The organism is Aphanothece hegewaldii CCALA 016 (assembly GCF_003007785.1).
Lineage (GTDB): Bacteria > Cyanobacteriota > Cyanobacteriia > Cyanobacteriales > Microcystaceae > Chroococcus > Chroococcus hegewaldii.
This window is the reverse complement of record NZ_PXOH01000007.1, coordinates 128,360-146,488: the sequence shown is the minus strand read 5'-3', so window position 1 is coordinate 146,488 and position 18,129 is coordinate 128,360. Positions and strand designations below refer to the sequence as shown.

Genomic DNA, 18,129 nt, shown 5'->3' with positions numbered 1-18,129 from the left:
ATTCGATGATGGACGGAATCTAGTAGAGTAGATAAAAAATCCTTTAATTGAAATTGATTTCTATGCGTGTATACGTCTTACTTTTTAATGCCCGAACTGAAAACGAGGGAATTCATACAGTACAAGTGGGTTCTCAGAATAAAGTATTAATGTTTGAATCAGAAGATGATGCAGAGCGCTACGCTTTGTTATTAGAAGCGCAAGATTTCCCCACGCCCACAGTTGAAGCGGTTGACTCAGAAGAAATTGAAGAATTTTGTCGAGAGGCAGCTTATGAATGGGAACTGATCAAAGATGGGATGTTGGCTATTCCACCTGAACAAAATGTTACCAGTCCTGATTGGACTACGGAAGGGGAACCATTAGCGGTCGAAACCCAGTCGGAAATGTCAGAATCAGAACTCGATCGCATTCGTCGTCAACTCGAAGGATTAGTGTAAAACATTGATGGAAACACTCGAAAATAGAGGGTATCTCCTCACCGAACAGATTAACCCCAATAGCCAAAATTTAGATGAACTAACGACTATAGAATTAGTTGATCTTTTTAATCAAGAAGATACCCAAACTTTAAAGGCGATCGCTAATGCACGTATTGAACTTGCCAAGGCGATCGATCTCACTAGCGAATCTCTATCCTTAGGCGGTAGACTTTTTTATATTGGCGCGGGAACCAGTGGCAGATTAGGGGTACTCGATGCTGCCGAATGTCCCCCAACTTTTTGTACACCACCCGACTTAGTTCAAGGAATTATCGCAGGTGGTACATCAGCACTGATAAAAAGTTCTGAAGGATTAGAAGATCAAAAAGAAGATGGCGCGTCGGCGATCGCAGAACGAAAGATCACCGCAGTCGATGTGGTTGTCGGAATTATGGCAGGGGGAACCACTCCTTATGTACATGGTGCATTAGAAGAGGCTAAACGTCGAGGTGCGACAACAATTTCGATGAGTTGTGTACCATTAGAACAGGTAGAAATTATCGCTGATGTTGATATTCGTTTACTGACTGGGCCAGAAATTTTAGCCGGTTCCACTCGTCTCAAAGCGGGTACAGTGACTAAAATGGCACTGAATATTCTATCGACTGGCACAATGGTTAAACTCGGTAAAGTATACGGAAATCGCATGATCGATGTTGCTGTAACAAATCGTAAATTACACGATCGCGCTTTAAGAATAATCCAAGATCTAACCAGTTTAAACCGCGAAGAAGCAGGATTATTATTAGAAAAAAGCGGCAAAAAGGTTAAACTAGCTTTATTAATGCACTGGAGTGGGTTGGATGAAAAAATATGCGATCGTTTACTCAATGATCATCAAGGTAACTTACGTTCTGCCCTTTTAGCAAGTAATAAACCTTAAATTAATTATTTTTAAAACCTAATGTTAAATGTTTCCGAAACCACTGCTATTGTTTTAATTCTTGTACTGGCTCTAGTGATCTTGACTTGGGGTTACAATCGCTCTAGAGTGTATGGTAAGTTGGGGCTATTAGCTTGGTTACAATCTGTTATTTTAATGGCTCCTTGGCTCGTTTTTTTCGGGCTTTTTGCGGCTGGAATTTATCTTAATCTCGTGGCGATTATTTCATTACTCATCATTTCAACGATCGTTTATATTTATCTTGGTAAGCGTTTGCGTTCGGCGGGACAAGATACTATTCTTAGAGAACGAGCAGCACAAAGAATTCAATCTGAACAAATCGAACATAACTCGAATAATTCAAAAGTAGTATCGACAGTCGAAGCGAAAGTTTTACCCGATGTTTTACCAATTCCTGAAGAAGATTTAAAAACCATTAAAAGTATTTTTGGTATTGATACCTTTTTTGCCACAGAAACCATTCCCTATCAAGAAGGGGCAATTTTTCGCGGAAATCTTCGGGGTGAAATAGAAGAAAGCTATCAACGACTTTCGGAAAAATTAAAAGAGCATTTTGGCGAGAAATATCGTCTTTTTTTAGTCGAAGGTGCAGAAAATAAACCTGTTGTGATTATTTTGCCGAGTGCGAATGATCCTCAACCAACAACAACAACGCAAAAATATATTGCAATTCTTCTAATTGGTGCGACGATTTTAACCAGTTTAGAAGCGGCAGGATTATTATTAGGATTCGATCTTTTTTCTAACTGGGGACGCACTTTAGAAACCGTTCCAATGTCTTTAGGACTTTGGGCAGTTTTAGTATCTCATGAAATCGGTCATCGTATCCTGGCAAATCGTTACAATATTCGTTTAAGTATTCCTTTTTTCCTTCCTACTGGGCAGATAGGTTCTTTTGGTGCAATTACTCGTTTTGAATCTTTAGTCCCCAATAGAACAGCATTATTTGATGTGGCGTTTGCAGGGCCTGCTTTAGGGGGAATTGTTTCTTTAATCTTATTAGTGATTGGTCTAACTTTATCCCATACAGGTAGCCTTTTTCAAATTCCCAGTCAGTTTTTCCAAAGTTCAATTTTAGTCGGTTCATTAGCGAGAGTTGTTTTAGGTGATGAACTGCAAAAAACGATTATTGATATTAATCCTTTGATGATTGTTGGATGGCTTGGATTAGTAATTACTGCTTTGAATCTTTTGCCCGCAGGTCAACTCGATGGGGGAAGAATTGTACAAGCAATATATGGTCGTAAAGTGGCGCGAAGAACCACAATTATTACCTTAGTTATTTTAGGGATTATTGCGATAGTTAATCCGATTAATCCGATTCCTTTATATTGGACAATTTTAGTCCTTTTCTTACAACGAGATTTAGAACGTCCTAGCTTAAATGAACTCTCAGAACCCGATGACACTCGCGCAGCTTGGGGTTTACTTGCGCTATTTTTGATGTTAGCAACACTTATTCCTTTGAGTCCTTCTTTAGCGGGACAATTGGGAATTGGATAAAAAATGAATGACGATTCTATTCTGGAGTTACAACAGGTTGGTTTAACCGCTTCTCTTGGTAAGAATTATCTGTTAAAAGATATTTCGTTTGGGGTGAATTTAGGCGATCGTATTGCTATTATTGGCTCATCAGGTGCAGGAAAAACCACCCTTTTACGTCTACTAAATCGCTTAAGTGAACCCACCGAAGGACAAATATTTTATAACCATCAACCAATTCAAAAAATACCTATTATTTCCCTGCGTCAACAAATTGTATTAGTTCCCCAAGAACCGAAATTATTAGGCATGACGGTTCAAGAAACTTTAGTTTATCCTTTAGTCTTGCAAAAACGTTCTAAACAAGAAATATCAGATAGAATTAACACATGGATTAATCGTTTATTAATTCCTTATGAATGGTTAGAACGCAATGAATTACAACTCTCTTTAGGACAACGCCAAATTATTTCTATTGCGCGTGGTTTAATCATGCAACCGCAAATATTATTACTTGATGAACCCACTTCAGCCTTAGATTTAGGAATGGCTAATCATTTAATTGATGTTCTAAAAGAATTGACAGAACAGAAAATCATGTCGATTTTAATGGTCAATCATCAGTTAGAAATTACTGAAAAATTTGCTCAAAAAGTTTTATATTTACAAGGAGGAAAATTAGAAAGTCAAATTAGCTATCCTGATATTAATTGGCAAGTAATAAGAGAAAAATTGATGAAAACTCAACAAGATAGACTTGATGAATGGGGAGAATAAAATATTTTTAGGATTGTTCTATACTCACAGAAACATCATTAAATTGTTTAATAAGATTCTGACAGTTTTTAGATGCTGCTCTAGCTTCATTCATCAGTGCCTTTCCTTGTATTTTATTGTTATCCTCAAATGCTTCTATAGCTTCTTTACTTAATCGCGCGGCTCGATTTGATTCATACTTTATTTGTGTTTTTAATTCTTCCATCATTGATTTATTCCTCTTGTTCTGTCAATATCGTTTCTAAATTCTCTACCACTTCATACAGTAAATCTGCTTGACTTTGAAGTAAACTAGCATCATTATAATTTTCCTGCTCAACTGCGTTATCTGCTTCACTATATAAGTCAGTAACAATACGTTGAAGTGATAAAGCAGCCCGTTCTAAAGCGTTAAACGTCTGTCTTTCGATAGCTAAATATCCAAATATAGATTTATAATTATTATCACATATTTATTCAAACATAAAAAATTTTAGCATAATGACTCAAATATTTAAAGATGCTTCCACCCAAGAATACACAGATTTAAGCGCATTCCTCGGAACAAGTTGGGTTGTTTTAGCTGAACCTGTTTCTCAAGGTTCGATTCATCGCTTAAAAATGAAACAGGGAACTATCATACCTGTACATACTCATCCATCTGATGAATATGTTTTTGTCGTCTCTGGTAGCCTTAAAACGGGTGAGAGGCTGTGCGAAGCAGGATGTTTTTGGATTACACCAAAAGGAACTAGACAAGGCCCCCATGAAGCATTAACCGATGTAGAATTAATTACGATAAGGCTCGGAGAAATGGGAGAATTTGAAAATATCTAAATTTTTGCTTTTAAAGATATGTGATATCCTATATTAATCGAAAAATTACGAAGCTGATTTATCTTATTTTTTTAAGATAGATATAGATAGGTTGGGTTGGGAGACCAAACCCCGACAAATCATCTGTATCTTATTTCTTTGAAAAGGAATAAACCTTGAGATAAAATTAAAAAATTGCTATTAGTTATAATATGTTAACTTTTATTGATTTATTTGCAGGGATAGGAGGTTTTAGAATTGCCTTAGAAAATTTAGGTTGTAAATGTGTTTTTTCATCTGAAATTGATTCTTATTCTAGAAAAGTATATTTAGAAAATTTTGGTCATTTACCAGAGAATGATGATATCAGACAGTTAGATGAAAATGTAGTCCCAAACCATGATATTTTGTGTGCAGGTTTTCCCTGTCAAGCTTTTAGTATAGCAGGTAGAAAAAATGGTTTTGAGGATGCAAGAGGAACTTTGTTCTTTGAGATTGCACGTATTATTAATGTTAAGAAACCTAAAGCTTTTTTGTTAGAAAATGTTCAAGGTTTATTAACACATAATAAAGGTAAAACGTTAAGAACAATATTAGATATTTTAGAAAATGATCTACAATATTTTGTTCCTTCACCTAAAATATTGAATGCCAGAAACTTTGGTGTACCTCAAAATAGACCTAGAATATTTATTGTTGGTTTTAGAAAAGATTTAAACATTTTTAATTTTTCATATCCTAAATCTATAGGTAAAATCGTTTTAATAAAAGATATTTTAGAAAAAACCGAAGTAAGCGTTAAATATTATTTATCTGAGCAATATTTAGGAACATTGGTCAAACATAGAGAAAGACATCAAAATAAAGGTAATGGGTTTGGTTATGAAATTATTAAACCTGATGGAGTAGCTAACTCTTTAGTTGTCGGTGGAATGGGAAAAGAAAGAAATTTAGTAGTTGATGAACGATTGACGAATTTTATACCAGTTACTCGTATTAAAGGAGAAGTCAATAAATCTAAGGTCAGAAGAATGACACCGCGAGAATGGGCAAGATTACAAGGATTTCCCGAAAGTTTTAAAATCGTTGTTAGTGATGTACAAGCTTATAAACAATTTGGAAACTCAGTCGCTATCCCTGTAGTTGAAGCTGTAGCCGAACAAATTATAAAAACTTTGACTTTATCTTTACAAGAGAAAAAACAGATCACCAGTTCTGTCTTATAATTCTGTTTAACTGTAACCTATTCCCGTAATTTTGTGAAAACGGATACACTTTTTTATCAACTATTTCAAACTTTTCCCCATTTCTTTTTTGAACTGCTTAACCTGCCACCTGAAACCGCTAATCATTATCAATTCTCCTCTGTCGAGGTTAAACAACTTGCTTTCCGTCTAGATGGCGTATTTCTTCCAGATACTTCTGATTCACCGATTTACTTTGTTGAAGTTCAGTTTCAAAAAGATAATAAGTTTTACTCTCGATTTTTTTGTGAAATCTTTCTCTATCTGCATCAAACGGACTTAGGCAATAATTGGCAAGGAGTAATTATTTATCCTCAACGTCGAATTGAAGTTGGAGAAACTTCTCGTTATCAAGAATTGCTAAACTCAGGGAGAGTGTCTCGTTTTTACCTTGATTAATTAATCAATACTGATTCGGTGGGACTAGCTATTTTAAAATTAATTATAGCTCCAAAAAAAAGAGCCATTGAGCAAGGAAGAGGATTAGTTCAACAAGTTAGACAAGAATTTCCACAAGCCAAACAACAGCGAGAACTTTTACAATTAATAGAGACGATCTTAGTTTATAAGTTACCGAAACTCAGTAGACAGGAGATAGAAGCAATGTTTAGTTTAAGTGATTTAAAACAAACTAGAGTGTATCAAGAAGCCAAAGAGGAAGGCTTAGAAGAAGGTAGACAGCAAGGCATCGAGCAAGGCATCGAGCAAGGCATCGAGCAAGGGAAAATAGCCGCAAAACTAGAATCTATTCCTCGTTTAGTGGCGTTAGGTTTGGGTAAGGAGCAAATTGCACAAGCTTTAGACTTAGAAATCGAACAAGTTAGACAAGCGACTCAAAACAACTAAAAAAATCAATTTAATAAACAATAGAAAAATTTCATGTCAAACCCACAATCTTTTAATGTTTGGAATTATAAACCTTGGTGGTGTCAACCTTGGTCAATCTTGCTGACTGGGATAACAATTATCGGTGGTACTTGGTTTTTATTCCACAAAATTTGGCTTGTTTTAGTTATATCTTTTCCTATTCTGGTTTGGTGGGTTTATTTTCTCATTATTTATCCAAAACTTGTACAACAGGCTTTGATTGAGTCACAACAGCTAATAGAAAATTAATTTAAAAGGGTTCTGTTACCAAACCCCTACACTTTTGCCTCTAAAGACTTGAGATATTCTGTATTCACTCCAGACTCACGAATTAGAGCAATTTTACCGGTTCTGGCTACTTCCCGAATGCCAAATTTATTCAACATTTGCATAATGGCGACCATTTTTCCCGGATCACCCACTACCTCAATTGTCAAGGTTTCTTCAGAAATATCTACAATTCTGGCGCGGAAAACTTGAGCAAGTTCGATAACTTCGGCGCGACTACCAGCATTTGCACTCACTTTAATTAACATCAATTCCCGTTCGACTGCGGGTGTTTGGGTAATATCTTGTACTTTCAGGACATTGATTAGTTTGTAGAGTTGTTTGGTGAGTTGTTCAATATCATTATCGCTTCCGGGGACAACCATCGTAATTCTAGAAATACCTAGATTTTCCCCTGGCCCTACTGCTAAACTTTCAATATTAAAGCCTCTACGTGCAAATAAGCCAGCGATCCGACTTAAAACTCCGGCCTCATCTTCGACTAAAACCGAAAGAGTATGTTTCATGGCAATCAACTTTTATCTCTACTTCTTCTAACCAATCGACTAACAGCTAGATCTCGTATCTTATCACACATCTAGGGCAGTCTCCGCCTTTTCAATGAAATTTTTTGACCCAATTGGATGAAAATGTTTCTCAATCCATGCCAGTAAGATAGCATTAAAGCGATCGGGACATTCATCATGGAGACAATGACCCGCCCCATCAAAATCAACCATTTCAATTTTAGGATTAAGATCGCAGAAGATAGACGCTAGGGCAAAAGGAACCATTCTATCTTGACGACCCCAACACAACAACATCGGTATTGATATATTAGGTAAAAGTTGTCTAACTGAAGGCGAAAAATTAGGATTACGTGCGGTTTCAAACAAAGCACAAAACGCCCGTTCTGCACCTTCATCTTGGGCGGGATTGGCTAAAATATTCAGTAATTCATCTGTGACAGCTTTTTTGTCTTCGTAAGCAATATTAGCCCATTTTCGTAAAATATTTGGACGACGCAAAAAACGAAATAGGGGTTTAAGCAGTACGGGTGAAGCGAATAAATTTTCGATATTAGTCACTATAGGACTTAACCAACCCGGAAGGGCTTCTTGTCTGAGGGAAACATCAGGTAAACTCAGCATAGCAATACCTTTAACCATTTCTGGATATCTTGCAGCAGCGAGTAAACACACCAGAGAACCAATTGAGTTACCGACTAAAATAACAGGTTTTTGCAGAAAGTTTCGCCAAAAATCGTAAACTTGTTCAACCCAAAGATTTATATTATAGGTTGTATAGACTTTTCTCGATGCACCAAAACCCAATAAATCTAAGGCATAGACTCGATGCTGCTTTCCTAAAATGGGGATATTAGAGCGCCAATGTTCGATCGCTGCCCCAAATCCATGCAGTAGAATAACAGGAGGATTCATTTGTTCTAATTCTCTTGATGAGGGCATAAAAGTGTAACGAATTTGCCAGCCCCGCCATACCCAGTCTCTAGAGTACCCGATACGCTGTCTCCAATCCATCGGAACGGTCACGCTTGACACCTCAACTTAAAAAATGTTTACATTTCTATTTTAATCGTCCCATAGTAAGCGACACAGATGGATTAAGTTCAATTAAAAACAAATCCAAACGGTTTGAGTACAATTAAAATTAAAGAACAGAGTCATCCTAAATCATTTATTACTCACTGACTCAAATTCTATTGCAATATATTCATCGGAGACGATAACAAAAGCCTGTGACTGAAAGAAAACGTAATCAACGCGATCTGCCTCAAATTAACGAAAGAATCCGCTTTCCTACAATCCGCGTCATTGATAGCGATGGAGGGCAGCTAGGCATACTAACGCCAGACGATGCGTTACGCATGGCCGAGGAAAAAGAACTCGATCTTGTTTTGGTCAGCGAAACAGCCGACCCCCCTGTGTGCCGTATTATGGATTACGGTAAATATAAATTTGAACAAGAAAAAAGAGCCAGAGAAGCGAAGAAAAAGCAGCATACGGCCGATGTAAAAGAAGTCAAAATGCGCTACAAAATTGATGACCATGATTATCATGTCCGCGTTAACCAAGCAAAACGCTTTCTTAAAGATGGAGATAAGGTCAAAGCAACTATTACCTTTCGAGGCCGCGAAATTCAACACTCTAACCTAGCAGAAGATTTACTCAAACGCATGGCGACAGATTTAGAGGAACACGCTGAAGTCCAACAAGCCCCGAAAAAAGAAGGCCGTAATATGATGATGTTACTGTCACCGAAAAAAGAAAAATAATATGTAATGTATGGGTTTGGTCTCCAAACCCTTTGCTCAAGAAAATAAAACACTTATAACTTTAGATAGAGAATTTTAATTCCCTATCCCCACATATTTTTATAAATATGTTTAGACTGCTTTGTCGATTACTAAGATGATTGCTAAAATGTACTTCAACAATATCACCTTTCTTTTAGTATCCCTTTTTTAATACCCCCAAGGGAATTCGAATCCCTGTCGCCTCCGTGAAAGGGAGGTGTCCTAGGCCACTAGACGATGGGGGCTTGTTTTTTCAGACATTTACTAATATATCGGTAATATTTGGAAAAGTCAAGAGTTTTTTTAAAAGTTTTTTGAGTCGGGTTTAATCCCGTGACGTAACTCGGCTAAACGTTGTTGAACCTTAATATCGAGAGAATTAACTAAAAAACGACCTTGAGCCGGATTTTTGGGTCGTTGTTTGCGTTTTATTTGAAGATGGATAAAATCTAGATCGGCTTCGAGTTGTTTAGCAGAAAGCCATTCCGCGCCATAGCCTTGTACAGTTATGCGCTGTGCTTGATCGGATGTAGCGACAATTAAGCGAGAAGCAACTGGGACAGCACGACGTGAGTAATAAGACGCGCAGGTTTTTTCGATGTAGGTATCTGCGGTCTGAGCAAAGGCTGTAAAATAAATCGATAAATTGGGGCTGTAGTCCTCTTGGGAACCAGGCGTGTTTTGATAATAAGAATCAAAAACAACTTGAGTCTTATAACCCTGATGGGCTGTATAGTTCAGCAGTTTTTCGACTAGCTCATAACGAGCCATCTCTAAACCATGTTGATCACGGGTTTTCTGTAAAGATGACCAAGAACCGATGATGTTATAACCATCAACGAGAAGTAAAGCACACGGGGAAGAAGTAGACATTGTTTTAAAAAGGAATTTGACACAGTTAGACAATGAGTAACTACATTTCCCAATGTTAACAAAAAATTTACGTTTCTTAATTAGGGGTTTTCAAAAGTTTTTCTTTTAAAAAGATGGGATCACCCTGAGCGACGACTTTGCCCGCTTCGAGTAAAAAAGCACCATCAGCATAATCTAATTCATCTAAACGATGTGTCACCCACAAAGCGGTAATGTTGCGATTTTTGACCAAACGTTGGACTTGTGCGACGAGTTCGAGTTGAGTATCTGCATCAAGTAAAGCTGTTGGTTCATCTAATAACAAAACCTCACAATGACGGGCTAAAGCACCAGCGATCGCAATGCGTTGTTTTTGACCCCCACTGAGAGCGTAGATGGGTCGTCTCTCTAAATCTAATAAATTAACGGCGGCTAATGCTTCTCTAACGCGATCTTTTATTGCCACGAGTGATAATTTTTCTTTCACTAAACCAAAAGCTACATCAGCGCCAACCGTCGGCATCACTAACTGATGATCAGGATTTTGAAAAACAAATCCCATTGGTTCAGTCATAAAAATTTCTCCCTTTTGAGGAGTCAGTAAACCCGCTAAAATCCTGAGTAGTGTAGATTTCCCACTTCCATTGGTTCCCAACAACATCCAGAATTCCCCTTTCGGCACATCCAATGAACAAGATTGTAAAATGGGGACACCGTAGGACCAACTAAAATCAATATCTTTAACAGAAATGCCAAAAGATGAATCATTCATAAAACATTTTCCCATCAAATAGGGGGTAGTCACAGATCCACAAGATAACCGAGTTTAATACACGTTCGTCATCTAGCCAATCCGCAACTATCCCCACTCAACAGTCGAGCAATTTTTTATTAACGACGAGGAACAGAAGCCTCAATGTTAATATTCAACGCACTAACACGAGGTGTTGGGTTTCCTTTAGCACTGTTTAAACCACGAGCCATGTCGAGATATAAAGAGGGATCGCCAGCTTTTGCTTTCTTCTCTTGAGGGATATAACGACGAATTTCGTTTTGCCAAACAATTTGGGGGAAGCCCAATTGACTCCGATGGTAGCCATCGTAACGAGGTGATTTAATGTTAAAAGGTAGTTCACCCGCATCACGACCAGGTAAATTACGACGACGCTGATAAGGCAGGGTGTCATAACCAAAGTTTTCTAAATATTCGTCACTGTTGAGTAACGCATCAACAAAACCTTGAATACCTTTAGTCGCTATTAGGATAGACCAAGTAATTTTTTCTTTTTCGCTGTATACATCACGACCTAATACTCGTTGAACACATTGTTCTACGAAACGATAGTTACTATTTTTTTCGTAAAAACTGTTTCTGTAAGTATTAGATAAGAGTAAACCCCGAACAAAGTCCCGAACGGTGATTTGTCCGTTACGGAGTTGAGATTCGAGAAAAGGTTCTCTGTCTGCTTTAAAAGCATGAAAGAAGATTTGACGGTAGGCCGCCTCAATCAGTTCAGTCATGTCCGAATAAGACAAGATATTTTCGGTGGTGTAGACTTTGGGTTTTTCGTCTCCACCGACTTCGTAACCTGTAACACGCGCATTTTGAGTCTTGGGCGCGTACTCTAAGAGAGGAATAGCCAAGGAAAGAACCTCCGTATTGAAACGAACAATGCAAAAACTTTCCTACCCATCATAAGGGAGTCAGTGCATAAGTGCTGAGATATGTTAAAAATTCTTACAATTATTAAGAATTTACCAGCCACTCACGGCATAAAAAGGGGTATCGGATGTGCTATGAGTCGATGACTCGGTTTCTGATTCATGGCGCATTTCCGCACAAAAGGTCGCTGTATTAAATCCGCCAAACCGTTGAACCGTACTGGTTCTCAGGCGTAAATTAGGATCGGCAAACCAAAACCGTTCGATGGTGGACATGGTATCGTATTCGGTGATCAAAACCAGTCCATTAAGTTCGTCTATGTGATATCGTCCAGCGATCGGAACAATTTCGGCGTAACCTCTTTCTCGGAGTAAAACACCCGCTTTAGGATTATCAGCATCGGGAATTAAAGCAAAGATCGTCGTTCCTTCGTGGTTTTCGTCATCTTTATCCCAAGCCATCGAACCATCCCAACTGACAAACGCTCCACCAACCGCGAGATTAGGATCATATTCGTGCATTTGACAGATTTCAATGACTTTCGGATGCTTTGCGTCTAATGCTTCGACATAAATGTCAGATCCGCCAGTTTCAGCCCGTCTAAAGGCTAAATGATGGGTTGTCCGTTGCGATTTCCAGCGTCCCCCACTCTGCTTAAAAAATTCCATCGCATCCACTAAGTTTAAGTCTCCTAAGTCTTGTATTCTTACTGTACCAAGTTACCTAGTATTTGTGGCAGATACAACAAGCTTTGATTGATAAAAAGTTTGACACTTCTGTGCCTAAGCTTGTTACTACCCTAAAATTATTATTTGTCTCTTTTAAGATCACATCATCTTTATTTTTTAATTTTTTTAAGCAATATTATAACCGACGAAAAAGATTTGTATTAAGATTTAATTCGATAGCTGTTCTCTATAACTTTGAGTCGTTTAAAACAATTTTTAGATTTGCTTTGGCAAAAATTATCATCAGTCATTAGCCCACTTGACAGAATGCTAAATCTACTTTTATAGTTATAAATGATTTAACTAGACTATTGAGTCGAAGTACATTTATTCTCATCTACGTTTGAGTTATTTAGTTCCCTACCCTTCCAAAAAAATCAAAAAAATAAATTAAATACAAAGTCATTTGACACTAAGTCTCTAATTATTTTTGAGATAAAAAATTAGTTATTTAGGTCAATGAAGCAAGACTTAAACGAATGTAGAGCAAAATATGAAGGACACTTATTCTGTTTATCTAAAAAATGGAGTCATCGAATATGCAATCTCACAATACTGTGTTAAATTCTGGTTTTGAATATCAAAATTTGTTAACTATAGCCTTATCCCAAACTCAAAACTCTTTAAGCTCCTTTGCTAGTTCATCGAATTATCTGACTACACTTCAACAAGCTTTTGGAGGTAATTTCAATACTTCTGTCGCTTTAGATTTAGTTTCCTCTTGGCAAAACGATGATTTTAGGATCATTCCATCAATTCAAATCGTTAATAATAACGTATTACAAGGTGCTAACGGGGCTTTTTCATTAGAAACAGATACGATTTATATATCGGAAGAATTTATAAGAGAAAATCAACAGAATATAGAAGCGATCGCAGCCTTACTTCTAGAAGAAATTGGACACAAAATAGATAGTGTACTGAATACAACCGATAGTCAAGGGGATGAAGGAGCGATCTTTGCTGCTTTGATATTAGGATATGATTTGATGGCGCAGGAATTAGCGCAGTTACAACAAGAAGATGATACAGGGTTTATTATCGTAAATGGGGAAGCGATCGCAGTTGAGTTTCAGGATTTTCCTGGAACCACTGGAAATGATACGATTACAGGAACCAATGACGATGATGTAATTAATGGGATACAAGGTAATGATAGCCTGAGTGGTGCTGGAGGCAATGACCGAATAATCGCAGGTGTCGGAAATGATACTATATCTGGTGGTACGGGAAATGATACGATCGTCTTTGATTACTCGGCTGGTACTGATGTCATTACGGATTTTGTGCAGGGACAAGATAAAATCGATGTTAGCAGCCTAAACCTTAGTGATTGGACAACTCTACAACTCCTGATTAGCAACGATAATCAAGATAATGCTCTGATTACCACTTATTTTAATGGTGGTACATCAATACTAAAAATTAATGGCATCAATTTTAGTCAACTACAAGCGACTGATTTTATCTTCAACACCGATAATATTAATCAAACAGTTAATGGAGATGATTTTTACTCTGATCAGCTATTCGGTGGTTTAGGCAATGATACAATTCGAGGATTACGGGGTAATGATGTCCTTTTTGGCGAACGAGGTGACGATCGTTTAGAAGGTGGAATTGGTAACGATACTTTTTATGGTGGTACTGGTAAAGATGTAATCGTTTTTGATTACTCGGCTGGTAGTGATGTCGTTATAGATTTTGTGCAGGGACAAGATAAAATCGATGTGAGAAGTCTTAACCTCAGTGATTGGACAACTCTACAACTCCTGATCAGCAACGATAATCAAGATAATGCTCTGATTACCACTTATTTTAATGGTGGTACATCAATACTAAAAATTAATGACATCAATTTTAGTCAACTACAAGCGGCTGATTTCATCTTCAACACCGATAATATTAATCAGACAATTGATGGAGATGATTTTTACTCTGATCAGTTATTCGGTGGTTTAGGCAATGATACGATTCGAGGATTGCGGGGTAATGATGTCCTTTTTGGCGAACGAGGTGACGATCGTTTAGAAGGTGGTTTAGGGAATGATACCTTGTATGGGGGTTTGGACAATGATACAGCCGCTTATGTAGGAAATCGTTCTCAGTATTCATGGACTAATAATGGGGGAGTATTTACCATTACCGATTCAGTCGCTAATCGTGATGGTATAGATACATTGTATGGTATTCAAAACCTAAGATTTTCGGATCAAACTGTAACGATCGCACCTGTTGAGGTAGAACTAGCTATTAATAATGTAACCCTTGCTGAAGGCAATAGCGGTACTAATAATGCTGTCTTCACCGTTACTCGCATGGGTACAGCCACCCAATCGATTACCGTTCAATATACTACAGCTAACGGTACAGCCACCGCAGGAAGCGATTACACGGCTACTACAGGTACACTGACTTTTGCGACTAACGAAACGACAAAAACGATCGCAGTTCCGATTATTGGCGATACTACAGTAGAATCGAACGAAACTTTCTTTGTTAATCTCAGCAATGCAACGAATGCGATTATCACTGATAATCAAGGTTTAGGCACGATTAGTAACGATGATCCTCAAATTCCCCCTGCTACTGTAACCCTTTCTACTAATCCCAGCATTGTCACCGAAGATGGTTTCTCTTTTATTGCCTATACCTTCACACGAACTGGAAACCTAACTAACTCTCTCATCGTTAACTTTAATGTAGGCGGTACAGCAACTTTCAACAGTGACTATACTCCAATTGGGGCAATTAATTATAGTGCTACAACAGGAAACGTATCATTTGCTACTGGACAAAATACCGCTTTTGTGATAATAGATCCACTTTCTGATACAACCGTTGAACCGAACGAAACTGTAAATCTTACTCTGACTCCTGGTTCAGGTTATAGTATCGGTACAGCCAGTGCAGTAACCAGTACTATTACCAATGATGACGCAGGAACAGGAAATGATAGTCTCACAGGTGCTTCTAGCAACGATAGCTTAAATGGTCTTGCCGGAAATGATACCTTAGTTGGTGGTGAGGGTAACGATACTCTAACGGGTAAAGCAGGTTTAGATAATTTTGTCTTTAATCTTCCATCTGAAGGTATTGATACAATTACTGATTTTTCAGTGGGTGATGACACTATTGTTGTTTCTAAAGTAGGTTTTAAGAGTGGTTTAACGGTGGGAACTTTGGCAACAACACAATTTATCCAAGGTGCAGCCGCGACTACTGCTAATCATCGCTTTATTTATAACAATACTAACGGTCAACTTTTATTCGATAGCGATGGAAATGGTGTAAACGCGGCCATCTCTATAGCCACTTTAAGTACAGGGTTAGCAATGACTAATCAAGATATTTTGGTGATTGCTTAGTAAATTTTGTAATACCAAATCCTATTTAATTGCACCCTTGATCTTAAGAGTAGGGGTTTGGTCGCCAAACCCTTTTTTTAACTGGATTTGGTTTTTAAATTCTTACATAATAAATATCTAAAGAAAGGAAAATCTTTATACATTATAATTGACTAAAAGTCAACCATTATAAATAACTATTATACAGCCAACTGTAATCGGCTTCTGTGAAAACGCGCTTTACGAGAGAAAGTAGAAAAATACTGTTAAAACTTCATGAGAAACGTTAACATAAATTAACAAGAGTCATCATCGATCGCATTCAAAGAGGATACATTGGGTCAACTGTTAGACACCCCATCGCTCACTCTAGAACTATATCCCCGCCTAACCAGGAGGCTTATCGCGTGAACAAAAATAATAATAATAAGAAATGGCGTAACGCTGGATTATATGCTCTTTTGCTGATTGTCGTTTTAGCATTAGGATCAGCTTTCCTAGAGCGACAACCTGAACCTCATACCACATGGAAATATAGCAAATTCTTAGAAGAAGTTAGAAATCGTACAGTAGAAAGTGTTAGATTAAGTGCCGATCGAACTCGTGCCAAAGTACCAACACAAGACGGTACACAAGTTTACGTCAACCTACCCAACGATCCCCAACTGATCAACATCCTAACTGAAAACGGCGTTGATATCTCCGTAGAACCCCAAAAAGATGACGGAACATGGGTACGCGCCCTAAGTAGCCTATTCTTCCCCATCTTATTACTCGCGGGTCTTTTCTTCCTCCTCAGACGGGCGCAAAGTGGACCAGGTTCTCAAGCAATGAACTTCGGCAAATCTAAAGCAAGAGTTCAAATGGAACCCCAAACCCAAGTCACCTTCGGAGATGTTGCAGGGATCGACCAAGCAAAACTAGAACTTGCTGAAGTAGTAGACTTCCTGAAAAATGCCGATCGCTTTACCGCCATTGGTGCAAAAATTCCTAAAGGTGTTCTATTAGTCGGGCCGCCAGGAACAGGAAAAACCCTCTTAGCGCGTGCCGTTGCAGGTGAAGCAGGCGTACCCTTCTTCAGTATCTCTGGTTCTGAATTTGTAGAAATGTTCGTCGGGGTGGGTGCATCTCGCGTTCGTGACCTCTTTGAACAAGCAAAAGCAAACGCACCTTGTATCGTCTTCATCGATGAAATTGATGCAGTCGGTCGTCAACGGGGTGCAGGTTTAGGCGGTGGTAACGATGAAAGAGAACAAACCTTAAACCAACTCCTCACCGAAATGGATGGTTTTGAAGGCAATACAGGTATCATCATCATCGCAGCTACTAACCGTCCCGACGTATTAGACGCAGCATTACTTCGTCCAGGACGTTTTGATCGTCAAGTCGTGGTAGACCGTCCAGACTATGCAGGACGTAAAGAAATTCTCTTAGTTCATGCGCGTGGTAAAACTTTAGCCCAAGACGTAGATCTTGATAAAATTGCCCGACGGACTCCTGGTTTCACTGGTGCGGATCTTTCTAACCTACTCAACGAAGCAGCTATCTTAGCGGCCCGTCGTAACCTGACTGAAATTTCGATGGACGAGATAAACGATGCAATAGATCGAGTTCTCGCAGGTCCAGAGAAGAAAAACCGCGTCATGAGCGAAAAACGTAAAACTCTAGTCGCTTATCATGAAGCAGGACACGCTTTAGTCGGTGCATTAATGCCAGACTATGACCCTGTACAAAAAATTAGCATTATTCCTCGCGGTCGTGCCGGTGGTTTAACTTGGTTTACTCCCAGTGAAGATCGCATGGAGTCGGGTTTATATTCTCGTTCCTACCTACAAAACCAAATGGCCGTCGCCCTCGGTGGACGCATTGCCGAAGAAATTATCTTTGGTGAAGAAGAAGTAACCACAGGTGCATCCAATGACTTACAACAAGTCGCACGAGTCGCACGTCAGATGGTAACCCGTTTTGGGATGAGCGATCGTCTTGGCCCTGTTGCCCTCGGTCGTCAGAATGGCGGTGGTGTCTTCCTCGGTCGTGAAATTGCCTCAGATAGAGACTTTTCCGATGAAACCGCAGCAGCAATAGATGAAGAAGTCCGCAACCTTGTCGAACAAGCGTATCGTCGTGCCAAAGATGTTTTAGTCGGAAACCGTCACGTTTTAGATCAACTTGCACAAATGTTAGTAGAAAAAGAAACCGTAGACGCAGACGAATTACAAAATATCTTGGCTAATAATGATGTAAAAATGGCGGCTCTAGCTTAATTTTAATTTACTTAAATCATTAATTTTCGGGTGGGTTTTGTACTCACCCATTTTTATAAATAAAGTTTTTCCTTTCTCCCCATGCTCATCAATTTCCTATCATGCGATCGCTGCAAAAACCTCTAAAATAAAATAGACTG

Annotated in this window: 17 protein-coding genes, 1 tRNA gene and 1 pseudogene; 11 read left to right on the top strand and 8 right to left on the bottom strand. The window is 38.4% G+C overall.

Annotated elements, in window-relative coordinates:
• Window positions 1–62 precede the first annotated feature (62 nt).
• From C7H19_RS09225 to C7H19_RS09210, 4 genes are read left to right on the top strand one after another with little or no spacing between them, the layout of a single operon-like run.
• A complete protein-coding gene (locus C7H19_RS09225) occupies window positions 63–440 on the top strand; it encodes a DUF3110 domain-containing protein (protein ID WP_106456584.1) in 378 nt (125 codons plus the stop codon).
• A 7-nt stretch (window positions 441–447) separates the two neighbouring features.
• Complete coding sequence (murQ, locus tag C7H19_RS09220) at window positions 448–1,365, top strand: N-acetylmuramic acid 6-phosphate etherase (protein WP_106456583.1); 918 nt, start codon at window positions 448–450, stop codon at window positions 1,363–1,365.
• 21 nt (window positions 1,366–1,386) lie between these two features.
• A complete protein-coding gene (locus C7H19_RS09215; RefSeq protein WP_106456582.1) occupies window positions 1,387–2,889 on the top strand; it encodes a site-2 protease family protein in 1,503 nt (500 codons plus the stop codon).
• 3 nt (window positions 2,890–2,892) lie between these two features.
• Window positions 2,893–3,645 (top strand): ABC transporter ATP-binding protein, encoded by a 753-nt coding sequence (locus C7H19_RS09210; protein WP_106456581.1) that lies wholly within the window; start codon window positions 2,893–2,895, stop codon window positions 3,643–3,645.
• 7 nt (window positions 3,646–3,652) lie between these two features.
• Here the strand turns inward: C7H19_RS09210 and C7H19_RS09205 are convergent, their stop codons facing one another.
• Window positions 3,653–3,853, bottom strand: a complete 201-nt coding sequence (locus tag C7H19_RS09205; RefSeq protein ID WP_106456580.1) for a hypothetical protein — start codon at window positions 3,851–3,853, stop codon at window positions 3,653–3,655.
• A 272-nt stretch (window positions 3,854–4,125) separates the two neighbouring features.
• Here C7H19_RS09205 and C7H19_RS09195 point away from each other — a divergent pair, with 272 nt between their 5' ends.
• From C7H19_RS09195 to C7H19_RS09180, 4 genes and pseudogenes are all read left to right on the top strand, one after another.
• Window positions 4,126–4,461, top strand: coding sequence for a cupin domain-containing protein (locus C7H19_RS09195; RefSeq protein WP_106456579.1), 336 nt, complete (start codon window positions 4,126–4,128; stop codon window positions 4,459–4,461).
• A 191-nt stretch (window positions 4,462–4,652) separates the two neighbouring features.
• Window positions 4,653–5,666: a DNA cytosine methyltransferase gene (locus C7H19_RS09190; RefSeq protein ID WP_106456578.1), complete on the top strand. Its 1,014-nt coding sequence runs from the start codon at window positions 4,653–4,655 to the stop codon at window positions 5,664–5,666.
• A gap of 33 nt (window positions 5,667–5,699) precedes the next feature.
• A pseudogene (locus tag C7H19_RS09185) lies at window positions 5,700–6,530 on the top strand (Rpn family recombination-promoting nuclease/putative transposase).
• A gap of 33 nt (window positions 6,531–6,563) precedes the next feature.
• The gene (locus tag C7H19_RS09180) at window positions 6,564–6,800 is read left to right on the top strand and encodes a DUF6737 family protein (RefSeq protein ID WP_106456577.1); all 237 of its coding nucleotides are present in this window, start codon (window positions 6,564–6,566) and stop codon (window positions 6,798–6,800) included.
• 26 nt (window positions 6,801–6,826) lie between these two features.
• Here the strand turns inward: C7H19_RS09180 and ilvN are convergent, their stop codons facing one another.
• The gene (gene ilvN / locus C7H19_RS09175) at window positions 6,827–7,345 is read right to left on the bottom strand and encodes an acetolactate synthase small subunit (protein ID WP_106456576.1); all 519 of its coding nucleotides are present in this window, start codon (window positions 7,343–7,345) and stop codon (window positions 6,827–6,829) included.
• Window positions 7,346–7,408: 63 nt separating this feature from the next.
• A complete protein-coding gene (locus C7H19_RS09170; protein ID WP_425428886.1) occupies window positions 7,409–8,371 on the bottom strand; it encodes an alpha/beta fold hydrolase in 963 nt (320 codons plus the stop codon).
• A gap of 206 nt (window positions 8,372–8,577) precedes the next feature.
• Here C7H19_RS09170 and infC point away from each other — a divergent pair, with 206 nt between their 5' ends.
• Window positions 8,578–9,114, top strand: coding sequence for a translation initiation factor IF-3 (gene infC, locus C7H19_RS09165; RefSeq protein WP_106456574.1), 537 nt, complete (start codon window positions 8,578–8,580; stop codon window positions 9,112–9,114).
• Between the two features lie 193 nt (window positions 9,115–9,307).
• Here the strand turns inward: infC and C7H19_RS09160 are convergent.
• The 5 genes from C7H19_RS09160 to C7H19_RS09140 all read right to left on the bottom strand — a co-directional run bounded on the left by C7H19_RS09160 (window position 9,308) and on the right by C7H19_RS09140 (window position 12,327).
• A tRNA-Glu gene (locus tag C7H19_RS09160) sits at window positions 9,308–9,380 on the bottom strand.
• A 58-nt stretch (window positions 9,381–9,438) separates the two neighbouring features.
• Complete coding sequence (locus C7H19_RS09155; protein WP_106456573.1) at window positions 9,439–10,008, bottom strand: NYN domain-containing protein; 570 nt, start codon at window positions 10,006–10,008, stop codon at window positions 9,439–9,441.
• Between the two features lie 76 nt (window positions 10,009–10,084).
• A complete protein-coding gene (locus tag C7H19_RS09150) occupies window positions 10,085–10,759 on the bottom strand; it encodes an energy-coupling factor ABC transporter ATP-binding protein (RefSeq protein WP_106456572.1) in 675 nt (224 codons plus the stop codon).
• 119 nt (window positions 10,760–10,878) lie between these two features.
• The gene (locus C7H19_RS09145) at window positions 10,879–11,631 is read right to left on the bottom strand and encodes a phycobilisome rod-core linker polypeptide (protein ID WP_106456571.1); all 753 of its coding nucleotides are present in this window, start codon (window positions 11,629–11,631) and stop codon (window positions 10,879–10,881) included.
• A gap of 111 nt (window positions 11,632–11,742) precedes the next feature.
• Window positions 11,743–12,327 (bottom strand): phycobiliprotein lyase, encoded by a 585-nt coding sequence (locus tag C7H19_RS09140; RefSeq protein WP_106456570.1) that lies wholly within the window; start codon window positions 12,325–12,327, stop codon window positions 11,743–11,745.
• Window positions 12,328–12,917: 590 nt separating this feature from the next.
• On the opposite strand from C7H19_RS09140, the gene C7H19_RS27025 reads away from it, so the two are divergent.
• Both C7H19_RS27025 and ftsH3 read left to right on the top strand, forming a co-directional pair.
• Window positions 12,918–15,746 (top strand): Calx-beta domain-containing protein, encoded by a 2,829-nt coding sequence (locus tag C7H19_RS27025; protein WP_219907620.1) that lies wholly within the window; start codon window positions 12,918–12,920, stop codon window positions 15,744–15,746.
• A 386-nt stretch (window positions 15,747–16,132) separates the two neighbouring features.
• Complete coding sequence (gene ftsH3 / locus C7H19_RS09130; protein WP_106456568.1) at window positions 16,133–17,989, top strand: ATP-dependent zinc metalloprotease FtsH3; 1,857 nt, start codon at window positions 16,133–16,135, stop codon at window positions 17,987–17,989.
• The last annotated feature ends 140 nt before the right edge of the window (window positions 17,990–18,129 follow it).